Below are 17,413 nucleotides of genomic sequence, written 5' to 3' on the forward strand. Positions count from 1 at the left end.
AACAGCATGGTGGCGCAGGGCGGGCCTTCGACCCACCGCCTTTCTCCGTGTCGGAAAGCCGGTGGGCTGAAGTCCGCCCCGCGACCCGGCCCGTGCTATTCGCCGGCGCCGTCGTCGGCGAAGGCGCCCGGCGCGGAGCCGAAGTCGCCTTCGGCCTGCGCGGCCATGTACGAGAACGCCGCGTACACCGCCACGTTCTGCGCCAGGTCCTTCGGGTCGATCTTGTCGAAGGTGTCGTTGGCGGTGTGGTGCCAGTCGAAGTAGTGGGTACCGTCCTGGGTCAGCGACAGCGCCGCCATGCCCTTGGCGTGCATCTGCGAGAGGTCCGAGCCGCCGCCGCCCGGGCGCCTGGCGTCATAGGCCACGCCGATCGGCGCCAGCACCCTGGCGATCTGCTCGATCGCGCCACGCGCCTGCGGCTTGACGCTGGCGCTCATGCGCCAGATGCGGCCGGAGCCGAAGTCCGACTCCGTGCCCAGCTGGAACTTGCCCACCTCGCCCGCGTGCTTCTCGGCATAGGCGCGGCCGCCCCACAGGCCCATCTCCTCATTCGCGAAGGCGATCACGCGGATGGTGCGGTCCGGGCGGCGGGGCAGGTCGTGGATCAGCTTGGCGGCGCCCATGGCGATCGCCACGCCGGCAGCGTCGTCGATCGCGCCGGTACCTAGGTCCCAGGAATCCAGGTGGCCGCCGATCGCGACCACCTGGTCGGGATACTTCGCGCCGGTGATCTCGCCGATCACGTTGGCGCCGGTGTACTCGCCCTCGATGCCGCAATCGAGGTCCAGCTTCACCGTTACCGGCTTGCCGTAGGCGAGCGCGCGCTCGAGCTGGTCGGCGTCGGGGTTGGACAACGCGGCCGCGGGAATGGTCTTGGCCGGGTCGCGGAAGCCGGTGACGCCGGCGTGCGGCGTGCGGCTCTCGGGATCGGTGCCGGCCGAGCGAAGGAGGAAGCCGGCAGCGCCCTTGGCCTGGGCGATGACCGGGCCCTGCGTGCGGATCGCCGAGCCGGTGCCGTAGTCGTGGCCGTCCTTGTGCCGCTGCATGCGGAAGCCGATGTAGACGATCTTCCCCTTCACGCTCGCCGGGTCGGCGTTCTTGAGGGCATCCAGGCTGGCGAAGCGCACCACCTGCGCGGTTAGCCCGCCCTCGGGCGTGCCCGGCGAGTAACCCAGCGCGGCGAGTACCAGCGACTGCGGGAACGGCGAGACGATCGCGCCGCTCTCGCTGCGACGCACCCATTTGGGGTAGGTGACCGGTTCGGTGTAGACCTTGTCGAAGCCCAGTTCCTTGAACTTGGCGATCGCCCAGTCCACGCCGCGCTTGTCCGCCGGGCTGCCGGCCAGGCGCTGGCCCACCTCGGTGGTGAGCGACTCGGCGATGCGGTAACCGGTGTCATCATGCATCGCCCTGTCACGCAACTGTTCGGCCGTCTTCACGGCTGCGGCGGGGATCGTGGTGTTGGCGGCGAAGGCGGCGCCGCTGGCCAGCAGCAGGCTGGCAGCGAGCACGGTGAGGGAAGGACGGCGCATCGGGGGACTCCGCTTGGGATGAACACCCGATTATTGGGGCCGCGGCAGCCGGCGGCGTAGGCCAGAAGTCACGAGCCCGGGCACGGGGAACGGGGAACGGGCACGATGTCGCCTGCCTTGCGTTCCCCGTCCCCGGCGCCGCTACGGTTTCGCCCTCAAAAGGTCGCGGATCTCGGTCAGCAGCACGACGTCCGGCGGCGTGACGGCCGGTGCGGGCTCCGGCTTGCGGCTGAGCCGGTTGATCACCCTGACCATCATGAAGATCGCCAGCGCGATGATCAGGAAAGTGATCACCGTATTGATGAAGGCGCCGTACTGGATCGCCACTTCGGCAACCTTGTTGGCCGGATCGGCCGGCTTGAGCACCCACTTGAGGTTGCTGAAATCCACGCCACCCGTGGCAAGCCCGATCGGCGGCATGATGATCTGGTCGACCAGTGAGGTCACCACCTTGCCGAACGCGGCACCGATGACCACGCCCACGGCGAGGTCGATCACGTTGCCGCGCATGGCGAATTCCCTGAATTCCTTCAGCATGCCCATGCTAACTCTCCCATTGCCGGGAACTCCCCCGCGCAGACTCTAGCGCGCCCGCGCTGCGTGCAACAGCGGTTCAGGCGATGCGCCCGTCCAGCGTGGCGATGCCTTCGAGTTCGGCGTGGAAGCGGTCGCCCCGGTGCAGCGCCGCGACGCCGGCCGGCGTGCCGGTGAACAGCAGGTCGCCGGGCTTGAGCTCGAACAGCTTCGACAGCGCCGCGATGATGGCCGGCACGTCGTGCACCATGTCCCTCAGCGTGGCCTGCTGGCGCAGCACGTCGTTCACCTCCAGGCTGAGCCGCGTCTGCGGACCGGGCCGGCCCATCTCGACCGGACGCAGCGCGGACACGGGCGCGGAGTGGTCGAACGCCTTGGCCACGTCCCAGGGATGGCCCTTGGCCTTGGCCTGCGCCTGCAGGTCGCGGCGGGTCAGATCCAGCCCGACGCCGTAACCGAACACCAGCGAGTGGGCGAGGTCGGCGGGCAGATCGCGCCCGCCGCCGGCCAGTGCCACGACCATCTCCACCTCGTGGTGCAGCTCGGCGGTGGCGGTCGGGTAGGGCACGTCGGCGCCGTCGGTGACCACCGCGTCGGCCGGCTTGCAGAAGAACATGGGTTGTTCGCGGTCGACCGTCGCGCCCATCTCGCGCGCGTGGTCGGCGAAGTTGCGGCCGATGCAGAAGATGCGGCGGACCGGGAAGCGGTCGTCGCTGCCGAGCACCGGCAGGCTGGGGATCGCGGGCAGGGGGATGGCGTAGCGCATGGTCACGAGCCTACCCATCCCGTGCCCCCGATGCCATCCCTCCCGGTCGCCGGGCCATGCGATCCGCCGGCCAGCGCCGCCCTGCGGCTCTTCGCGGCGGTGGCGCCGGGCGAGTCGCGTTACGGTCGTGCTGATGGCTTGCGAGCCACTGGAGCGAGGCTGCCTGCCGGATGCCCCACGGTCGTGCTTCGGGCAACGGCTGGTCTTCCGTTGCAGTCGCCCGCTGACGATGTGCGCCCCGGTCGGACGTGATCGATTTCGCCGCCTCTCGTGCGGTCGGACGCGCGCAGCCTCAAGCACTGGCGCCCGCGCGCGGCGAGGCTGGCAGGCCGTCGCAGCACATCGGGCGATACTCGAGGGCCGCCTCGTCGCTGCCGCGGTGGCCCGCTACCTTCGCAGGAGCGCGGCATGCGGGTCGACCCGCGCGAGGTCGTGATCGTCGGCGTCATCCGGCCGGCGCGCGCGACCTCATCGCGCGCCAGCTGCCCGAGGAAGACGCCGTCGAGGGGGGGCACGCGGAATGCGCGTCGCTGCCAGAGCCAGCGTCGGTGGAGTGACACCTGTCACTGCCGATGGCTGATGGCTCGACCTGCCGCCGGGCGGAGGTTTGCCGCATCTTCTGCACTCGCAAAATGGACGACGGGACCGGGACGTGGACAACGGCGAACTGCTCAGGCAGCTGAAGATCGATCGCGACCACCGCGAGGCGGTGAACGCCGCGCCCGTGCGCTGGCCGTGGATTGCCGGAGCCGCGGTGCTGGTGCTGCTGGCACTGGGTGCCGGCGGCTGGTGGATGTTCGCCCATCGGCCGGTGGTCGTGCAGACCGCCACGGCCGCGGCGCCCGCCGGCGGTGATGCCGGCGCCGTGCTGCAGGCGACCGGCTACGTCACCGCGCGGCGCCAGGCGACGGTGTCGGCGCAGATCACCGGCACGCTCACCGACGTGCTGATCGAGGAAGGCGACCACGTCACCAGGGGCCAGGTGCTGGCGCGGCTGGAGGACAGCGCCTACCGCGCCAACCTCGACGCTGCCCAGGCCAGCGCCCGCGCGGTGCTGGCACAGGTCACCCAGCTCCAGGCACAGCTTGGGCAGGCCCGGCACGATGCGGCCCGGCAGGACGCACTGGTCGGTCGCGGGCTGGTCGCCAGGCAGGCGGCTGAGCAGGCGCACACCCAGGTCGACGCGCTTGCCGCCCAGCTCAACGCGCAGCGCCGCCAGGCCGAGGCCGCCCAGGCGCAGGCCAAGGTGGCCAAGGTCAACTTCGACTACACCGTGGTGCGCGCGCCGTTCGACGGCGTGGTCACCGACAAGGCCGCGCAGGTCGGCGAGATCATCTCGCCGCTGTCCGCCGGCGGCGGCTTCACCCGTACCGGCGTGGGCACGATCGTCGACATGGATTCGCTCGAAGTGGACGTGGACGTGAACGAGGCCTACATCGGCCGCGTCAAGCCGCACATGCCTGCCGAAGCGGTGCTGGACGCCTATCCAGACTGGCGCATCCCGGCCCACGTCATCGCCATCGTGCCGGCTGCCGACCGTGGCAAGGCGACGGTGAAGGTGCGTGTGGCGCTGGAGAACAAGGACCAGCGCATCGTGCCGGACATGGGCGTGCGCGTGTCATTCCTGGAGACCCGTCCCAAGGCCACCGCGCAGGCGCCGCGCGGCGTGCTGGTACCGGCCACGGCGATCGCGCGGCGTGACGGGCACGAAGTGGTGTTCGTGGTGCAGGGCGAGCGCGTGCAGCAGCGGTCCGTGGAGGCGCAAGTGCGCGGCGACCAGCGCCTGCTGACCGGCGGCGTGCAGCCTGGCGACACGGTAGTGGTATCGCCGCCGGCCGACTTGCGCGATGGCGCGGCCGTGCGTGTCGAGAACACGTCGTCCTGATCGTCGAATGCAGTGGCGAACGCCCGTTCCGGGCGCGCGCGAAGACTCAAGCAACCATTACGGCTGACCGGAGAAAGCCCATGGGCAACCTGATCGAAACCCGCGACCTGGCCAAGGTCTACACGCGCGGCAAGCAGAAAGTCGAGGTTCTGCACCACATCGACCTGGACATCGCCGAGGGCGACTTCCTTGCCCTGATGGGCCCCTCGGGATCGGGCAAGACCACGCTGCTGAACCTGATCGGCGGGCTGGACACGCCGTCCGCCGGTGTCATCAGCGTGGGCGACCAGCGCATCGACCAGCTCGGCGCCGGCGCGCTGGCCAAGTGGCGCGCGGCCAACGTCGGCTTCGTGTTCCAGTTCTACAACCTGATGCCGATGCTCTCGGCGCAGCGCAACGTCGAGCTGCCGCTGCTGCTGACCAGGCTGTCCTCGGCCGAGCGGCGCCAGCGGGCGTCGATCGCGCTGCAGCTGGTGGGCCTGGGCGAGCGCGCGTCGCACAAGCCCAACGAGCTGTCCGGCGGCCAGCAGCAGCGCGTGGCGATCGCCCGCGCGATCGTGTCCGATCCCACGCTGCTGGTCTGCGACGAGCCGACCGGCGACCTCGATCGCCAGTCCGCCGAGGAGGTGCTCGGCCTGCTGCGCACGCTCAACCGCGAGCACGGCAAGACCGTCGTGATGGTCACCCACGATCCTAAGGCCGCCGAGTACGCCAACCACACCCTGCACCTGGACAAGGGCACGCTGGTCGAGCAGGCGTTGGCCTGAGGAGGCTCGCATGAAATACCTGCACCTGATCTGGGCCGCGCTATGGCGGCGCAAGACGCGCACGCTCCTCACGCTGGTGTCGATCCTGGCGGCGTTCCTGCTGTTCGGCATGCTCGACGGCGTGCGCACCAGCTTCGCCAACGCGGGCAAGAGCGCCGCCGGCGCCGAGCGCCTGCAGACCGGCTCGAAGCTTTCCTTCATCGAAACCCTGCCGCAATCGCTGCAAGCCCGCATGGAGCAACTGCCGGGCGTGAAGATGGTGGCCTATGCCAACTGGTTCGGTGGCGCCTACCAGGACCCGCACAACCAGATCTTCACCTTCGCGGTGAGCGACAACTACGTGGACATGTACCCGGAGGTCACGGTTTCGCCGGCCGAGCGCAAGGCCTTCGAGCAGACCCGCACCGGCGTGCTGGTCGGCGACCTGCTGGCGAAGAAGTACCACTGGAAAGTCGGCGACAAGCTGCCGCTGCAGTCGAACATCTTCCCCAATCGCGACGGCAGCAAGAACTGGAGCTTCGACATCGTCGGCGTCATTCACTCGAGCAAGCCCGACGACAGGCAGATGCTCCAGGGCGGCATCCTGATGCACTGGAAGTATTTCGACGAGTCCAATCCGTACAACCGCGGGCGGGTTGGCTGGTACGTCACCCGCGTGGCGGACGCCAGCCAGTCCGACCGCGTGGCCAACGCGATCGACGCGCTGTCGGCCAATTCGGATCACGAGACCCGGACGATGACCGAACAGGCCGCCATGGCGCAGTGGATCAAGCAGATGGCCGACGTCGGTTTCATCGTCGTATCGATCATGGGCGCGGTGTTCTTCACCCTGCTGCTGTTGACCGGCAACACGATGGCCCAGGCGGTGCGCGAGCGTACCTCGGAGCTGGCCGTGCTCAAGACCATCGGCTTCTCCAGCGCCAGCGTGCTGGGGCTGGTGCTGGCCGAGTCGGTGGTGCTGGTGCTGCTGGGCGGCGTGCTGGGCCTGGGGCTGGCCGCGGTGCTGGGGCCGGTGCTCAGCGCGGGAAGTGGCGGGATGGTCAGCATGCCGTCGGTACCGGCGAGCAGCTGGGCGATCGGCCTGGCGTTGATGCTGGCGATCGGCCTGCTGGTCGGCCTGCTGCCCGCGATGCGCGCGATGCGCCTGAACATCGTCGATGCACTGGCCGGGCGCTGAGGAGAAAGCCATGAAATCATTTCTGCGTGGACTCGTGCTCGCCCTCGTGGTGGTGGCAAGCATCATCGCCTGGGCTGCATTGCCCTGGCCCGTACTGCTGGCGCTGGCGGTGCTGTTCGTTCTGTGGATGCAGCTGACCCGCGCCGGCCGGCAGGCCGGCTCGGCCACCAGCGTGGGCGTGAGCACGCTGCCCCAGCGTGTCGGCTCGTCCTCGGTGGTGGTGGTCGGCATTGCCGGCGTGGTGGCGGTGCTGGTGTCGCTGCTGGCGATGGGCGTGGGCTACAGCGAAGCGCTCAGCAGCAGCGGCAGCGCCGATACCGCCATCGTGATGCGCGACGGTTCGGCTTCGGAAGTCTCCTCGGTACTCGAGCACGACGCCATCGTCGCCATCGCCGAGGCACCCGGTATCGCACGCGACAAGAGCGGCAAGCCGATCGCCTCGCCGGAACTGGTGGTCGCGGCCAACCTGCCACTCAGCGATGGCAGCGGCGACGAGGGCAGCGTGCAGCTGCGCGGCGTCGGCGAGCAGGCCTGGGCGGTGCGCCCCGACGTGAAGATCGTCGCCGGGCGCAAGTTCCAGCCGGGCCTGCGCGAGCTGGTGGCCGGCAAGGGTGCGCAACGCCAGTTCGCCGGGCTGGAGCCGGGGAGCCAGATCAAGCTGGGCAGCCAGATGTGGACGGTGACCGGCATCTTCGCCGCCGGCAATGCGACGGATTCGGAGCTCTGGGGCGATGCGGACGTGGTGGCCTCGGCCTACCGGCGTGGCAGCAGCCGCACCTCGGTGTTCGCCCGCCTGACCGGCGCCAGCGCCTTCGCCGGATTCAAGGCTGCGCTCAAGGGCGATCCGCGCCTGCAGGTGGACGTGCAGACCACGCTCGACTACTTCAGCAAGCAGTCCGAGCAGACCACCCAGGCGATCAGGATCATCGGCATCGTGGTGGGCGTGATCATGGCGATCGGCGCGGTATTCGGCGCGCTCAACACCATGTTCGCCGCGGTTGCAGGCCGCGCCCGCGAGATCGCCACGCTGCGCGCTATCGGTTTCCGCGGCACGCCGGTGGTGGTGGCGGTGATGCTGGAAACCATGCTGCTCGCGCTGCTCGGCGGCGTGTTGGGAGGCGTGCTGGCATGGCTGGCATTCAATGGCTTCTCTGCCTCGACGCTTGCCGCGGGCACCACCGCCCAGATGAGCTTCCAGCTGCACGTGACTCCAGCCCTGCTGTGGACCGGGATCAAGTGGGCGCTGGCGATCGGCTTCATCGGCGGCCTGTTCCCGGCCGTGCGCGCCGCGCGGCTGCCGGTGACCACGGCGCTGCGCGAGTCCTGAGCAACGCAACGCGGGGTGGGCTGAAGGCCCACCCCGCGTGTTCCCGCATTCAACCGGGCACCACCGGCGGCACGTAGTCCAGCGTCAACCCAAGCAACCACAGCAAACCCAATACCAGCGGCACGTGCACCAGCAGCTGGATGAAAGTGAAGCCGACCACGTCGCGCGCCTTCAGTCCCAGCACGCCCAGGAGCGGGAGCATCCAGAACGGGTTGATCAGGTTGGGCAGCGCCTCGGCGGCGTTGTAGACCTGCACCGCCCAGCCCAGGTGGACGTGCAGGTCGTTGGCCGCCTGCATCACGTAGGGCGCTTCGACCAGCCATTTGCCGCCGCCCGAGGGCACGAAGAAACCGAGCACCGCCGAGTAGCCGCCCATCACCAGCGGAAAGCTGTCGGTGGTCGCCACCCGCACGAACATGCCAGCCAGCCGGTGCGCCAGCGTGGCACCGTCGGCACCGGGTGCGTGGGTGAGCAGGGCGGCGATGCCGCCGTACAGCGGAAACTGGATCAGTACGCCGGCGGTGCCGGGCACCGCACGCGCCACCGCGTCCAGGAAGCTGCGCGGGCGCCAGTGCAGCAACAGGCCGGCGGTCAGGAACAGGAGGTTGTAGGTATCGAGGTCGGCGATCGCCACCGCCGCCGGCAGGCTGGCGAAGCGCCGCAGCAGCCAGCCCAGGCCCAGCACGCCGACCAGCAGCGAAAGCAGCGGACTGTACTCGAGCCATTCGCCCGGCCGCGTGCGCGGTGGCAGCGCGGGCACCGCATCGGCGTCGGCCACGCCGCAATCGCGCGCGGTGCGCGCTCCCGCGCCGGTCGGCGTGGTGAGCCAGCACACCAGCAGCGACACGGCGATCAGGACCGCGGTCAGCAGCAGCGACTGCCACAGGAAGATCGTCTGCGCGAACGGCAGCACGCCGGTGATCGCCAGCAGTCCCGGCGGCATGCTGGCGGGGTTGGCCTGCAGCTGCGCGGCCGAGGAGGACAGGCCCATCGCCCATACCGCGCCCAGCCCGAGGTAGGCCGCGGCGCCGGCGGCACGGTAGTCCATCGCCAGCTCCCCGCGCCGCGCCAGCGCGCGCACCAGCAGGCCACCGAACACCAGCGAGAAGCCCCACGACAGCAGCGAGGCGAGCATGCTCACCAGTGCCACGTAGCACACCGCGCCGCGACCGCTCTTGGGTACGCGCGCCAGGGCGTCGATCAGGCGCGCCACGACCGGCGCGCTGGCTACCACGTAGCCGCCGATCACCACGAACGCCATCTGCATGGTGAAGGGAATCAGGCTCCAGAAGCCGTCGCCGAAGGCCTGCACGGTGGTCGACGGCGTGGCACCGAAGCCCAGCGCGAGCAGCGCCACCAGCGCCACGCCGAGCGCGGCGAACACCCAGGCGTCGGGAAACCAGCGTTCCGACCAGGCCGCACAGCGCAATGCCGCGCGTGCGAGGAGGCCTTGCTGCGACGAATCCATGCCGCTCACCGTTGCCATCGCCAGCTGGCATGGTGGCACGGGGACAACCCCTGTAGGAGCGCACTTGTGCGCGACCGCGATATAGCGCCGTTGCGTGCCGGCACGCTCAAGCAGGCATGTTTCAACCGGCATGCTGCCGATGGCCGGGAGCTTCCCGGCGACCCAGTGCCCCGCGGTCGCGCACAGGGTGCGCTCCTACATGGGCTTTCGCCTAGTGCGCGGGCTTCCTGGCCAGCGTGATCACGCCGACACCTATCAGGATGATCGCCATGCCGCCCAGGTCGAACGGCCCCACGTGCTCGCCGGCCAGCACGACGCCGAACAGTACCGCCACCGGCGGGTTGACGTAGGCGTAGCTGGTCGCCAGCGCCGGGCGCGCGTGCTTGAGCACGTAGAGGTACGCGCTGAAGGCGACGATCGAACCGAACAGCGCCAGGTACACCACCGCCGCGGTGGCGCGAACGGTGGGATGAGCCGGCAGGTGTTCGCCCGTGCCGAAACCGACCAGCAGCAGCGCGGCGCTGGCGCAAAGCATCTGCGCGGCGGTGTTCATCGGACCGGCCGGCATGTCCTGGCGCTTGCTCCAGGCCGAGCCGAAGGCCCAGCTCATGGCCGCCACAATCAGCGCCAGCGCGCCCAGTCGCGAGCCGGACAGTCCGCTGCCCAGGTTCAGCACCACCACGCCGGCGAAGCCGATCAACAGGCCCACTGTCTCGCGCCGGCTCGGCCACTGGCCGTACATGCCCGAGAAGACCGCCGCGAACAGCGGCATGCTCGCCACCGCCACCGCGGCGATGCCCGAGCTCACGCTCTGTTCGGCGTAGCACACCAGGCCGTTGCCGCCGAGCAGCAGCAATACGCCGGTCACCGCGGCGTTGCGCCACTGCCGCCGGGTCGGTGGCCGCACGCCGCGCAGGCGCAGGTAGGCGTACATCGCCAGGCCCGCGCCCAGGAAGCGCACGCCGGCGAGCAGGAACGGCGGGTAGCTCTCCAGCGCGTAGCGGATGCCGAGGTAGGTCGAGCCCCAGATCACGTACAGCGCGAGCAGGCTGAGCGGGATCAGCAGGCGTGGCTCGTCCGGCGTACGGACGGCAACGGCGGGGGTCTCATCGATGGCGGACATGGGCGGGGCCGTGCGTGGGGAAGGAATCAGCCGGACAGGTGGGTGCCGATCCACCACAGGTGACCTTGGGGATCGCGCAGTCCGGCCGAGCGGTCGCCATAAGGCTGGGCGGTGGGCGGGGACACGCTGGATGCGCCGGCGGCCAGGCCTGCGGCGTAGCAGGCGTCGACGTCCGGCACGTAGACGTGGGTGGAGCAGCACACCGGATCGCGCCCGTCCGGCCGCTCGCCGAGCATCACCACCGAGTCGTCGATGCGTACTTCGGCGTGCATGATCGAGCCGTCCCCGCGTGCATTGCGGCAGAGCTCCAGCGCGCCGAAGGTCGCCTGCAGGAAAGCCAGCATGGCGCGCGCGTCAGCGACAATCAGATAGGGTGAAACGGCGTTGCGGCCGGCGGGCTTGTGCGTGGGCATCGGCAGGTTCCACTGGGCGGCGGGCAGGCGCGGACGGGTCGGCGGAGCCCGGCTCGATGGGGGGAGTGCTGCCCGAAGCGCGCACGATAGCCGGAGCGGAGCGGCCGCGGAAGCGCGCAGTTCTCAATCCAACCTTGAGCGGTGGTCAAGACGCGCGGCGACGTTCCGGTGCGGCGACGTGACTGCGCTCGCGCGCCAGCAGCTCGCGCTTGCGCTCCACGCCCCAGCGCCAGCCGCCCAGCGAACCATCCTCGCGTACCACGCGGTGGCAGGGCACGATCAGCGCCAGGCGATTGCTGCCGCAGGCGTTGCCGATCGCGCGGGCGGCCTTGGGGTCGCCCAGCTCGGCGGCCAGCGCGCGGTAGCTGCGCGTCTGCCCGGCGGGGATGCGGGTGAGCGCCTCCCACACGCGCCACTGGAACGCGGTGGCCGCGATGTCCAGCGGTGGCATGGCCGGCGCCGCAACGCGGCTCCAGCCCAGTTCGCTGGCGATGCGCGCGATCACCGCGTCGAGCCATTCCTCGCGCCCGGCGTCGACACGCTCCCGCGCGGCATGCGGGAATTCACCGGCCAGGCCTCGTTCGAGTGATGCATCGTCGTCGCCCAGGGTGACCGCGCAGATGCCACGCGTGGTGGTGGCCACCAGCAACCGGCCCAGCGGCGTGCCGGTGGTGGTGTAGCGGATGCTCGCCCCGGCGCCACCGGCGCGGTAGCTGGCCGGGGTCATGCCGAGCAGGCGGTTGCTGTGCTCGTACACGCGGCTGCCGGAGCCGAAACCGGCTTCGTACACCGCGTCGGTAACCGCCGCGCCGTCGCGCAGCGCGGCCTTGAACTGGCCGAAGCGGCGCGAGCGGTGGTATTCGGCCGGGCTCATGCCAAAGCGCCGGCGGAAGGCGCGCTGCAGGTGGGTCGGGCTCAGGGCGACCGCTCTGGCCAGGGCGTCCAGGCTGGGTGCGGTATCGGCCTCGTCGAGCAGCCGACGGGCCTGTTCAAGCGGTTCGATGGCGGACATGGCGGCGTTCCGGTTTCCAGATGACGCCAGTCTGCTGCGGTGGCCGCGGCCGGGCCATCCGCTTCTTGCGCGTCAACGCGCGGCGGGGCGACCCTCGTGCAGCACCACGAAGTCGCCCTCGAGCACCTGCTGTCGCGTAGCGGCGGCAGGTGCCGAACGGCCGACGGCACGCGCGCGGTTCCACTGGCGCAGCGCCAGCCACAGTCCGCCGCCGACCAGCAGGACACCGGCGACGACCAGACCAAACACCAGCATCACGCCCACCACGGCAACCCCCACGACCAGCGACAGGGCGCGAGCGAGCGGATGGCGGGAACGGGGCGAAGGCAGCTGGAACAGGCGCATGTTAAAAATCCGTGTGGTAAAATCAACGACTTACGTGCGCGAAAGATGGGGCTTTCACGCCCCCGAGGCAAGTGCCGATGGACCTACCCCCCGGGGCGCTGTGTCGCCTTGATCACATTCCCGACGGTACGGCAGTGGCCGTCGATGCCGTGCTCCCGGAGGGGTCGGAGAACCTGATCGTGCTGCGCGACGGCGAGGATGCACGCGCCTGGATCAACGTCTGCCCGCATGCCGGGCGACGGCTGGACTGGGCGCCGGGGCAGTTCCTGATCAGCCGCGGCACGCTGGTCTGCGCGGTGCACGGAGCGAGCTTCCGGACCGGGGACGGTTGCTGCGTGGGCGGGCCCTGCCGCGGGCAGTCGCTGCGCGCGGTGCCGGTGCGCGTGGAGCGCGGGGTCGTCTGGCTGGCGAACGATTAGCCTGCCTCGGCAACGCCCCGTTCTTCACGTCGCGGAACGCCCGCCGGCCGTTTGGGGTTTCCGGCGTGTCGGGTTCTGCGGGAGGCTTGAAAGCACAAAAAAAGCCCGGCATGCGCCGGGCTTTTTCTCGTCCATGCCGGCGGGCCTTCCCTGGCCCGCCAGCCAAACTTCGCATCAGGGGTTGCTGACCCGATCGGCGGTGCCGGCCGCCTGGTAGATCAGGCCGGACAGCGGCAACAGCTGGCTCAGGAAGCGGTTCCACTTGGTGATGCCGGCCGCACCGACCCACACCACGTCGCCCGGCTTGACGCGGAAGTTGTCCGCAAGGGCATAGGACGCCGGCGAGCGCGCATTGAGATGGAACACCTGCGCGGGCGTCTGGGTGAGGTTCTCCGAACCGCGGATCACATACACGGCGTTGCCCGAGGACGTGACCGGGCTCAGGCCACCGGCACGACCCAGCGCCTGGGTGAGCGTCAGCGCGGTGGTCTTGAAGGTGATGGCCTGCGGGCGGATCACCTCGCCCACGACATAGACTTCCTTGTTGTCGTTGAACGGCAGGAACAGCTTGTCGCCGGGCTTCAGGTAGATCGTCTGCCCGCCGGTGTCCTGGCTGAGCCGGGTCAGGTCAAGCGGATAGGTCTTGCCATCGCGGGTCAGCGTGAAGCCGGACAGGTCCGCTTCCTGCGTGTCGATGCCGGCCACGCCGATGGCCTGCGCCAGCGTCACCGGCACCGAGTTGAGCACCTGCGCATCGGTGTGCTGGAACGCGCCCTCCAGCGTGATGCGGTGGCTGCCGTAGCCCACCACGTTGACGTCTACCTGCGGGTCGCGCACGAAGCTGCTCAGCTTCTTGGTCAGCGCCTGGCGCAGTTCCTCGACGGTGAGCCCCGCGGCCTTGACCGTGCCCGCATACGGATAGAACAGCGTGCCGTCCGGACGCACCAGGCGGCCGTTGGCCACGGTCTGCTGCTGCGAGCCTGCGGGGGAGGTCAGTTCCGGGTGATCCCACACAGTGATGTACAGCGTGTCGCCGGGACCGATGCGGTAATCCTCCGGCTGATACGACAGCAGTTCCTGCGGAATCGTGACGGCCTGCTCCTCGCTGCTCTGCACAAGCTCGGGCGTGATCTGCAACAGCTGCATGTGGCTGTCCTCGCGCTGCAGCGCACCCTCGTCCATGCGCTGGCCGGGAACGATCGCGCAGCCGTTCAGCACGAGCGCGAAGAGAAGGAGGGCTACTGCGGGTAGCGTTTTCATAATGCGTCCTTTCTGCTGGGCCATTTCGGGATTGATCGCGAAGTATTAATGAAGCGTGACGTCACGCGAGTTCCTGAATTGGCGGTTTTGGCTAATGGCGACGGTTAATGCGAGTGGGTGTATCTATAGCTATTGCCGAAGGCTTGCGCGACCGCCGATGCATGTATCGCAGGCGTCGCCCGGGCGTTCCACCAGCCTGCGTCGTCGGGTAGCGCGGCGCAGGCAGTGAAGGTCGATGCCGGCGTCGCCACGTCCGGTGACGGACACGCCACCATGGCGCGCAGACCCTTGCGTACCAACGTCTTGGTGGCCATCAGTCGACCGCCAGGCGGAAGCACGGAAGTCCGACGTGTGCATGGATTGGTCCCCCCGGGAGTGGAACGGTTGCCAAGCGGGCTCGACGAATCTAACGCGATCATTCGTGAATGCCGTGAGAAAGCAGGGTCTTCAAGTTGGCGATATGCCAGGGCCACCCCGCGTGAAGGAAAGATGTATCGATGAAGGCATTTTCTTCACGTAAATGAAGGGAGTGTCCAACATGATTTTTTCACGGAACAGGAGTTTAGACTGCCGACTCTCTCCCGGCCGGTTCGGCGTCCATCGCACGTCCGGCCGGCGGGTCATCGACAGGGGCCACATGGCCGTGGGTTTTCGGGAGTGTGTGGATCGTGTTCAACAGCATCCTCGTGGTCTGCGTCGGCAATGTTTGCCGCAGCCCGGTGGCGGAATTCCTCTTCCGCCGCGAACTTGGCGAGCGCGACATCCAGGTCCGCAGCGCCGGCCTGGGCGCGCTGGTGGGGCGGCCGATCGACCGGAACGCAGCAGCGTTGCTCGAGGACGAGGGCATCGATGCCAGCGAGCACCGCGCACGCCAGCTCGAGCCCTCGATGCTGCGCGAGGCGGACCTGGTCCTTGCGATGGAGCGCCGGCACCTGAACTCCGTGGTGAAGCTCGCCCCGGAGGCCAGCGGCAAGGTTTTTCTTTTCGACAAATGGCACGCGGGCAGCGACGTGCCGGATCCGTATCGACGTTCGCGCAGTGTGTTCGAGCAAGTACACGCCTCAATCGAACGTGGCGTCGGCAGTTGGCTGCGCTACCTGTGAATCCCTCAGCCTAGGAATCGGGCTATGACCACCAAGCAAACCTTTCCGTCCTCACCGCGTCGCGATGACGACATTGACCTGCATGCGCTGCTAGGCACGCTGCTCGACCACAAGTGGTTGATCATCGGCGTGACCGCAGTGTTCTTCGTGCTCAGCGTGCTGTACGCCACGCTGAGCACCCCCATCTACGAAGCCACCGCCACGGTGCAGGTCGAACAGAAGGTCCCAAGCCTGCCGGGCCTGGACGATCTCACCCAGACGCTGGGCACCTCCTCCTCGCAGGCCACCACCGAAATCGCCCTGATCACCTCCCGTACCGTGATCGGGCAGGCGGTGACCAACCTGAAGCTGGACATCACGGCCGAGCCGGAGCGGTTCCCGCTGATAGGCAACTACATGGCGCGCAGCTACAAGCCGCAGATGCCGGGTGACGTGGCGCCGCCTTTCATGGGCATGGACAGCTACGACTGGGGCGGTTCCGAGCTGGATATCTTCCAGCTGGACGTGCCTTCGACATTGCTGGACAAGCCCTTGCACCTGATCGCCGGCGAAAGCGGTGCGTACCAGCTCACCGACGACGAGGACAACGTCCTGCTGCAGGGCCGCGTCGGCGAACCGGCCACCGGCAGCGGCATCACCATGCAAGTGCAGGCGTTGCACGCCAATCCGGGCACCGTGTTCGACGTGGCGCGCCACTCGCACCTGGGCACGATCACCGCGTTGCAGGGTGCGATCCAGGCGGTCGAGCAGGGCAAGGATTCGGGAATCATCGTCCTTACTTACGACAACCCCGATCCGGTGCTGGCCACCCAGCTCCTGGACCAGATCAGCGCGCTGTACGTGCAGCAGAACGTGGAGCGCAACTCCGCCGAAGCGGCCAACAGCCTGAAGTTCGTCAAGGAGCAACTGCCCAAGGTCAAGATGGACCTGGAGAAGGCGACCGCGGCATTGAACGCGTTCCAGATGCGCGCGCACTCGGTGGACATCAGCCTGCAGACCAAGGGCTTGCTCGACCAGACCGTCGCGCTGGATACGCAGATCGAAAACCTGCGCATGCAGATGGCCGACGTCGAGCGCAAGTTCACCTCCAACCACCCGACCTACCAGGCTCTGGCCGCGCAGATCGGCCAGCTGCAGGGCAAGAAGGCGGCACTGGAGAAGCAGGTCGGCCACCTGCCTGATACGCAGCAGGAACTGCTGCGCCTGACCCGCGACGTGCAGGTCAGCAACGAGACCTACACCAACCTGCTCAACCAGGCCCAGCAGCTCGACATCGCGCGTGCCGGTACCGTCGGCAACGTGCGCGTGGTCGATCGCGCCGCCACCAACACCAATCGCCCGGTGTGGCCGCCGAAGATGATCCTGGTGCTCGCCGGCACCGCCCTGGGTGGGCTGCTCGCGCTTGCCTTCATCTTCATCCGCCAGCTGCTCAACCGCGGCGTGGAAGACCTGGCCGCGATCGAACATGTCGGCCTTCCGGTCTATGCCTGCGTGCCGCTGTCGGCCGCCGAGCGCGAGATCAACGAGCGCAACGGCCGCGTGCGACGGGGCGCCTACGCGCAGCACCTGCTGGCACAAAGCGCACCGGATGACCTTGCGGTGGAGGCTCTGCGCAGCCTGCGCACCAGCCTGCACTTCGCGCGCCTGGAGGCCAAGAACAACCTGCTGATGATTTCCAGCCCGGGGCCGGGCGCCGGCAAGACCTTCGTCGGCGCCAACCTGGCGGCGGTGATCGCGCAGGCCGGCCAGCGCGTGCTGCTGATTGACGCGGACATGCGCAAGGGTGCATTGCACACCGTGGTCGGCGGTCGCCCGGAGCAAGGCCTGTCGGAACTGATCTCCGGCCAGATCGGACTGTCCGAGGCGGTGCGTACGGTAGAGGGGGCGAACAACCTCTACTTCATCTCGCGCGGCAAGGTGCCGCCGAACCCGTCCGAACTCCTGATGCATTCGCACTTCACCGCGTTGCTGGAAAAGCTCAAGCCGCGCTTCGACCTGATCATCATCGACACGCCGCCGATCCTGGCGGTGACCGATGCGGCGGTGATCGGCCACCACGTGGGCACCAGCCTGATGGTCGTGCGCTTCGGCGTGAACCAGGCGCGCGAGATCGCGCTGGCCAAGCAGCGCTTCGAACAGAACGGCGTACCAGTCAAGGGCGCCATCTTCAACGCGGTCGAGAAGCGCAGCGCGGGCTACTACGCCTACGCGTACTACGAGTACGCCGGCGCCAAGGCCTGATCCCGCTTCCCTCCTCGAAATCAGTAAGGACATCGCATGAC

17 protein-coding genes are annotated in these 17,413 nt (G+C 68.8%); 7 read left to right on the plus strand and 10 right to left on the minus strand.

Annotation, left to right across the window (positions count from 1 at the left end):
• Window positions 1–95: 95 nt before the first annotated feature.
• The 3 genes from LQ771_RS01130 to LQ771_RS01140 form a co-directional block, all read right to left on the minus strand.
• Window positions 96–1,532: a M20/M25/M40 family metallo-hydrolase gene (locus tag LQ771_RS01130; RefSeq protein WP_231350582.1), complete on the minus strand. Its 1,437-nt coding sequence runs from the start codon at window positions 1,530–1,532 to the stop codon at window positions 96–98.
• Between the two features lie 141 nt (window positions 1,533–1,673).
• Window positions 1,674–2,075 (minus strand): large-conductance mechanosensitive channel protein MscL, encoded by a 402-nt coding sequence (gene mscL, locus LQ771_RS01135; protein ID WP_231350583.1) that lies wholly within the window; start codon window positions 2,073–2,075, stop codon window positions 1,674–1,676.
• Between the two features lie 70 nt (window positions 2,076–2,145).
• Window positions 2,146–2,832 (minus strand): fumarylacetoacetate hydrolase family protein, encoded by a 687-nt coding sequence (locus LQ771_RS01140; RefSeq protein ID WP_231350584.1) that lies wholly within the window; start codon window positions 2,830–2,832, stop codon window positions 2,146–2,148.
• A 652-nt stretch (window positions 2,833–3,484) separates the two neighbouring features.
• Between LQ771_RS01140 and LQ771_RS01145 the strand changes: the two genes are divergently transcribed.
• The 4 genes from LQ771_RS01145 to LQ771_RS01160 all read left to right on the plus strand — a co-directional run bounded on the left by LQ771_RS01145 (window position 3,485) and on the right by LQ771_RS01160 (window position 7,988).
• The gene (locus LQ771_RS01145) at window positions 3,485–4,717 is read left to right on the plus strand and encodes an efflux RND transporter periplasmic adaptor subunit (protein WP_231350585.1); all 1,233 of its coding nucleotides are present in this window, start codon (window positions 3,485–3,487) and stop codon (window positions 4,715–4,717) included.
• A gap of 80 nt (window positions 4,718–4,797) precedes the next feature.
• Window positions 4,798–5,484: an ABC transporter ATP-binding protein gene (locus tag LQ771_RS01150; RefSeq protein WP_231350586.1), complete on the plus strand. Its 687-nt coding sequence runs from the start codon at window positions 4,798–4,800 to the stop codon at window positions 5,482–5,484.
• 10 nt (window positions 5,485–5,494) lie between these two features.
• A complete protein-coding gene (locus LQ771_RS01155) occupies window positions 5,495–6,661 on the plus strand; it encodes an ABC transporter permease (protein ID WP_231350587.1) in 1,167 nt (388 codons plus the stop codon).
• A 10-nt stretch (window positions 6,662–6,671) separates the two neighbouring features.
• Window positions 6,672–7,988 (plus strand): ABC transporter permease, encoded by a 1,317-nt coding sequence (locus LQ771_RS01160; RefSeq protein WP_231350588.1) that lies wholly within the window; start codon window positions 6,672–6,674, stop codon window positions 7,986–7,988.
• Window positions 7,989–8,037: 49 nt separating this feature from the next.
• Here the strand turns inward: LQ771_RS01160 and LQ771_RS01165 are convergent, their stop codons facing one another.
• The 5 genes from LQ771_RS01165 to LQ771_RS01185 all read right to left on the minus strand — a co-directional run bounded on the left by LQ771_RS01165 (window position 8,038) and on the right by LQ771_RS01185 (window position 12,349).
• Window positions 8,038–9,456 carry a short-chain fatty acid transporter gene (locus LQ771_RS01165; RefSeq protein WP_425491296.1) on the minus strand — a complete coding sequence of 473 codons (1,419 nt, stop codon included), beginning with the start codon at window positions 9,454–9,456 and terminating at the stop codon, window positions 8,038–8,040.
• 211 nt (window positions 9,457–9,667) lie between these two features.
• Window positions 9,668–10,579: a drug/metabolite exporter YedA gene (gene yedA / locus LQ771_RS01170; RefSeq protein ID WP_231350589.1), complete on the minus strand. Its 912-nt coding sequence runs from the start codon at window positions 10,577–10,579 to the stop codon at window positions 9,668–9,670.
• Between the two features lie 26 nt (window positions 10,580–10,605).
• Window positions 10,606–10,992: a VOC family protein gene (locus LQ771_RS01175; RefSeq protein WP_231350590.1), complete on the minus strand. Its 387-nt coding sequence runs from the start codon at window positions 10,990–10,992 to the stop codon at window positions 10,606–10,608.
• 145 nt (window positions 10,993–11,137) lie between these two features.
• Window positions 11,138–12,004, minus strand: a complete 867-nt coding sequence (locus tag LQ771_RS01180) for a methylated-DNA--[protein]-cysteine S-methyltransferase (RefSeq protein ID WP_231350591.1) — start codon at window positions 12,002–12,004, stop codon at window positions 11,138–11,140.
• A 72-nt stretch (window positions 12,005–12,076) separates the two neighbouring features.
• Window positions 12,077–12,349, minus strand: a complete 273-nt coding sequence (locus LQ771_RS01185; RefSeq protein ID WP_231350592.1) for a hypothetical protein — start codon at window positions 12,347–12,349, stop codon at window positions 12,077–12,079.
• Window positions 12,350–12,426: 77 nt separating this feature from the next.
• Between LQ771_RS01185 and LQ771_RS01190 the strand changes: the two genes are divergently transcribed.
• Window positions 12,427–12,768, plus strand: coding sequence for a Rieske (2Fe-2S) protein (locus LQ771_RS01190; protein ID WP_231350593.1), 342 nt, complete (start codon window positions 12,427–12,429; stop codon window positions 12,766–12,768).
• 174 nt (window positions 12,769–12,942) lie between these two features.
• On the opposite strand, the gene LQ771_RS01195 is transcribed toward LQ771_RS01190, so the two are convergent.
• Window positions 12,943–14,028, minus strand: coding sequence for a polysaccharide biosynthesis/export family protein (locus LQ771_RS01195; RefSeq protein WP_231350594.1), 1,086 nt, complete (start codon window positions 14,026–14,028; stop codon window positions 12,943–12,945).
• A 104-nt stretch (window positions 14,029–14,132) separates the two neighbouring features.
• The gene (locus LQ771_RS01200; RefSeq protein ID WP_231350595.1) at window positions 14,133–14,342 is read right to left on the minus strand and encodes a hypothetical protein; all 210 of its coding nucleotides are present in this window, start codon (window positions 14,340–14,342) and stop codon (window positions 14,133–14,135) included.
• Between the two features lie 354 nt (window positions 14,343–14,696).
• Between LQ771_RS01200 and LQ771_RS01205 the strand changes: the two genes are divergently transcribed.
• Together LQ771_RS01205 and LQ771_RS01210 are read left to right on the plus strand one after the other, a co-directional pair.
• Entirely contained in the window at window positions 14,697–15,131 is a 435-nt protein-coding gene (locus LQ771_RS01205) for a low molecular weight protein-tyrosine-phosphatase (protein WP_231350596.1), read from the plus strand.
• A gap of 24 nt (window positions 15,132–15,155) precedes the next feature.
• On the plus strand, window positions 15,156–17,372 hold the full coding sequence (locus LQ771_RS01210; protein ID WP_231350597.1) for a polysaccharide biosynthesis tyrosine autokinase: 2,217 nt from the start codon (window positions 15,156–15,158) through the stop codon (window positions 17,370–17,372).
• Window positions 17,373–17,413: the final 41 nt, after the last annotated feature.

The sequence above is a fragment of the Frateuria soli genome, assembly GCF_021117385.1.
GTDB classification, from domain to species: Bacteria; Pseudomonadota; Gammaproteobacteria; order Xanthomonadales; family Rhodanobacteraceae; genus Frateuria_A; species Frateuria_A soli.

Bases quoted from the DNA above. Each gene is read 5' to 3' on its own strand.
- LQ771_RS01180 (WP_231350591.1), bottom strand. From the start codon at position 12,004: ATGTCCGCCATCGAACCGCTTGAACAGGCCCGTCGGCTGCTCGACGAG.
- LQ771_RS01195 (WP_231350594.1), bottom strand. From the start codon at position 14,028: ATGAAAACGCTACCCGCAGTAGCCCTCCTTCTCTTCGCGCTCGTGCTG.
- LQ771_RS01190 (WP_231350593.1), top strand. From the start codon at position 12,427: ATGGACCTACCCCCCGGGGCGCTGTGTCGCCTTGATCACATTCCCGAC.
- mscL (WP_231350583.1), bottom strand. From the start codon at position 2,075: ATGGGCATGCTGAAGGAATTCAGGGAATTCGCCATGCGCGGCAACGTG.
- LQ771_RS01200 (WP_231350595.1), bottom strand. From the start codon at position 14,342: ATGGCCACCAAGACGTTGGTACGCAAGGGTCTGCGCGCCATGGTGGCG.
- LQ771_RS01150 (WP_231350586.1), top strand. From the start codon at position 4,798: ATGGGCAACCTGATCGAAACCCGCGACCTGGCCAAGGTCTACACGCGC.
- LQ771_RS01165 (WP_425491296.1), bottom strand. From the start codon at position 9,456: ATGGATTCGTCGCAGCAAGGCCTCCTCGCACGCGCGGCATTGCGCTGT.
- LQ771_RS01210 (WP_231350597.1), top strand. From the start codon at position 15,156: ATGACCACCAAGCAAACCTTTCCGTCCTCACCGCGTCGCGATGACGAC.
- yedA (WP_231350589.1), bottom strand. From the start codon at position 10,579: ATGTCCGCCATCGATGAGACCCCCGCCGTTGCCGTCCGTACGCCGGAC.
- LQ771_RS01185 (WP_231350592.1), bottom strand. From the start codon at position 12,349: ATGCGCCTGTTCCAGCTGCCTTCGCCCCGTTCCCGCCATCCGCTCGCT.
- LQ771_RS01160 (WP_231350588.1), top strand. From the start codon at position 6,672: ATGAAATCATTTCTGCGTGGACTCGTGCTCGCCCTCGTGGTGGTGGCA.
- LQ771_RS01155 (WP_231350587.1), top strand. From the start codon at position 5,495: ATGAAATACCTGCACCTGATCTGGGCCGCGCTATGGCGGCGCAAGACG.
- LQ771_RS01130 (WP_231350582.1), bottom strand. From the start codon at position 1,532: ATGCGCCGTCCTTCCCTCACCGTGCTCGCTGCCAGCCTGCTGCTGGCC.
- LQ771_RS01175 (WP_231350590.1), bottom strand. From the start codon at position 10,992: ATGCCCACGCACAAGCCCGCCGGCCGCAACGCCGTTTCACCCTATCTG.
- LQ771_RS01140 (WP_231350584.1), bottom strand. From the start codon at position 2,832: ATGCGCTACGCCATCCCCCTGCCCGCGATCCCCAGCCTGCCGGTGCTC.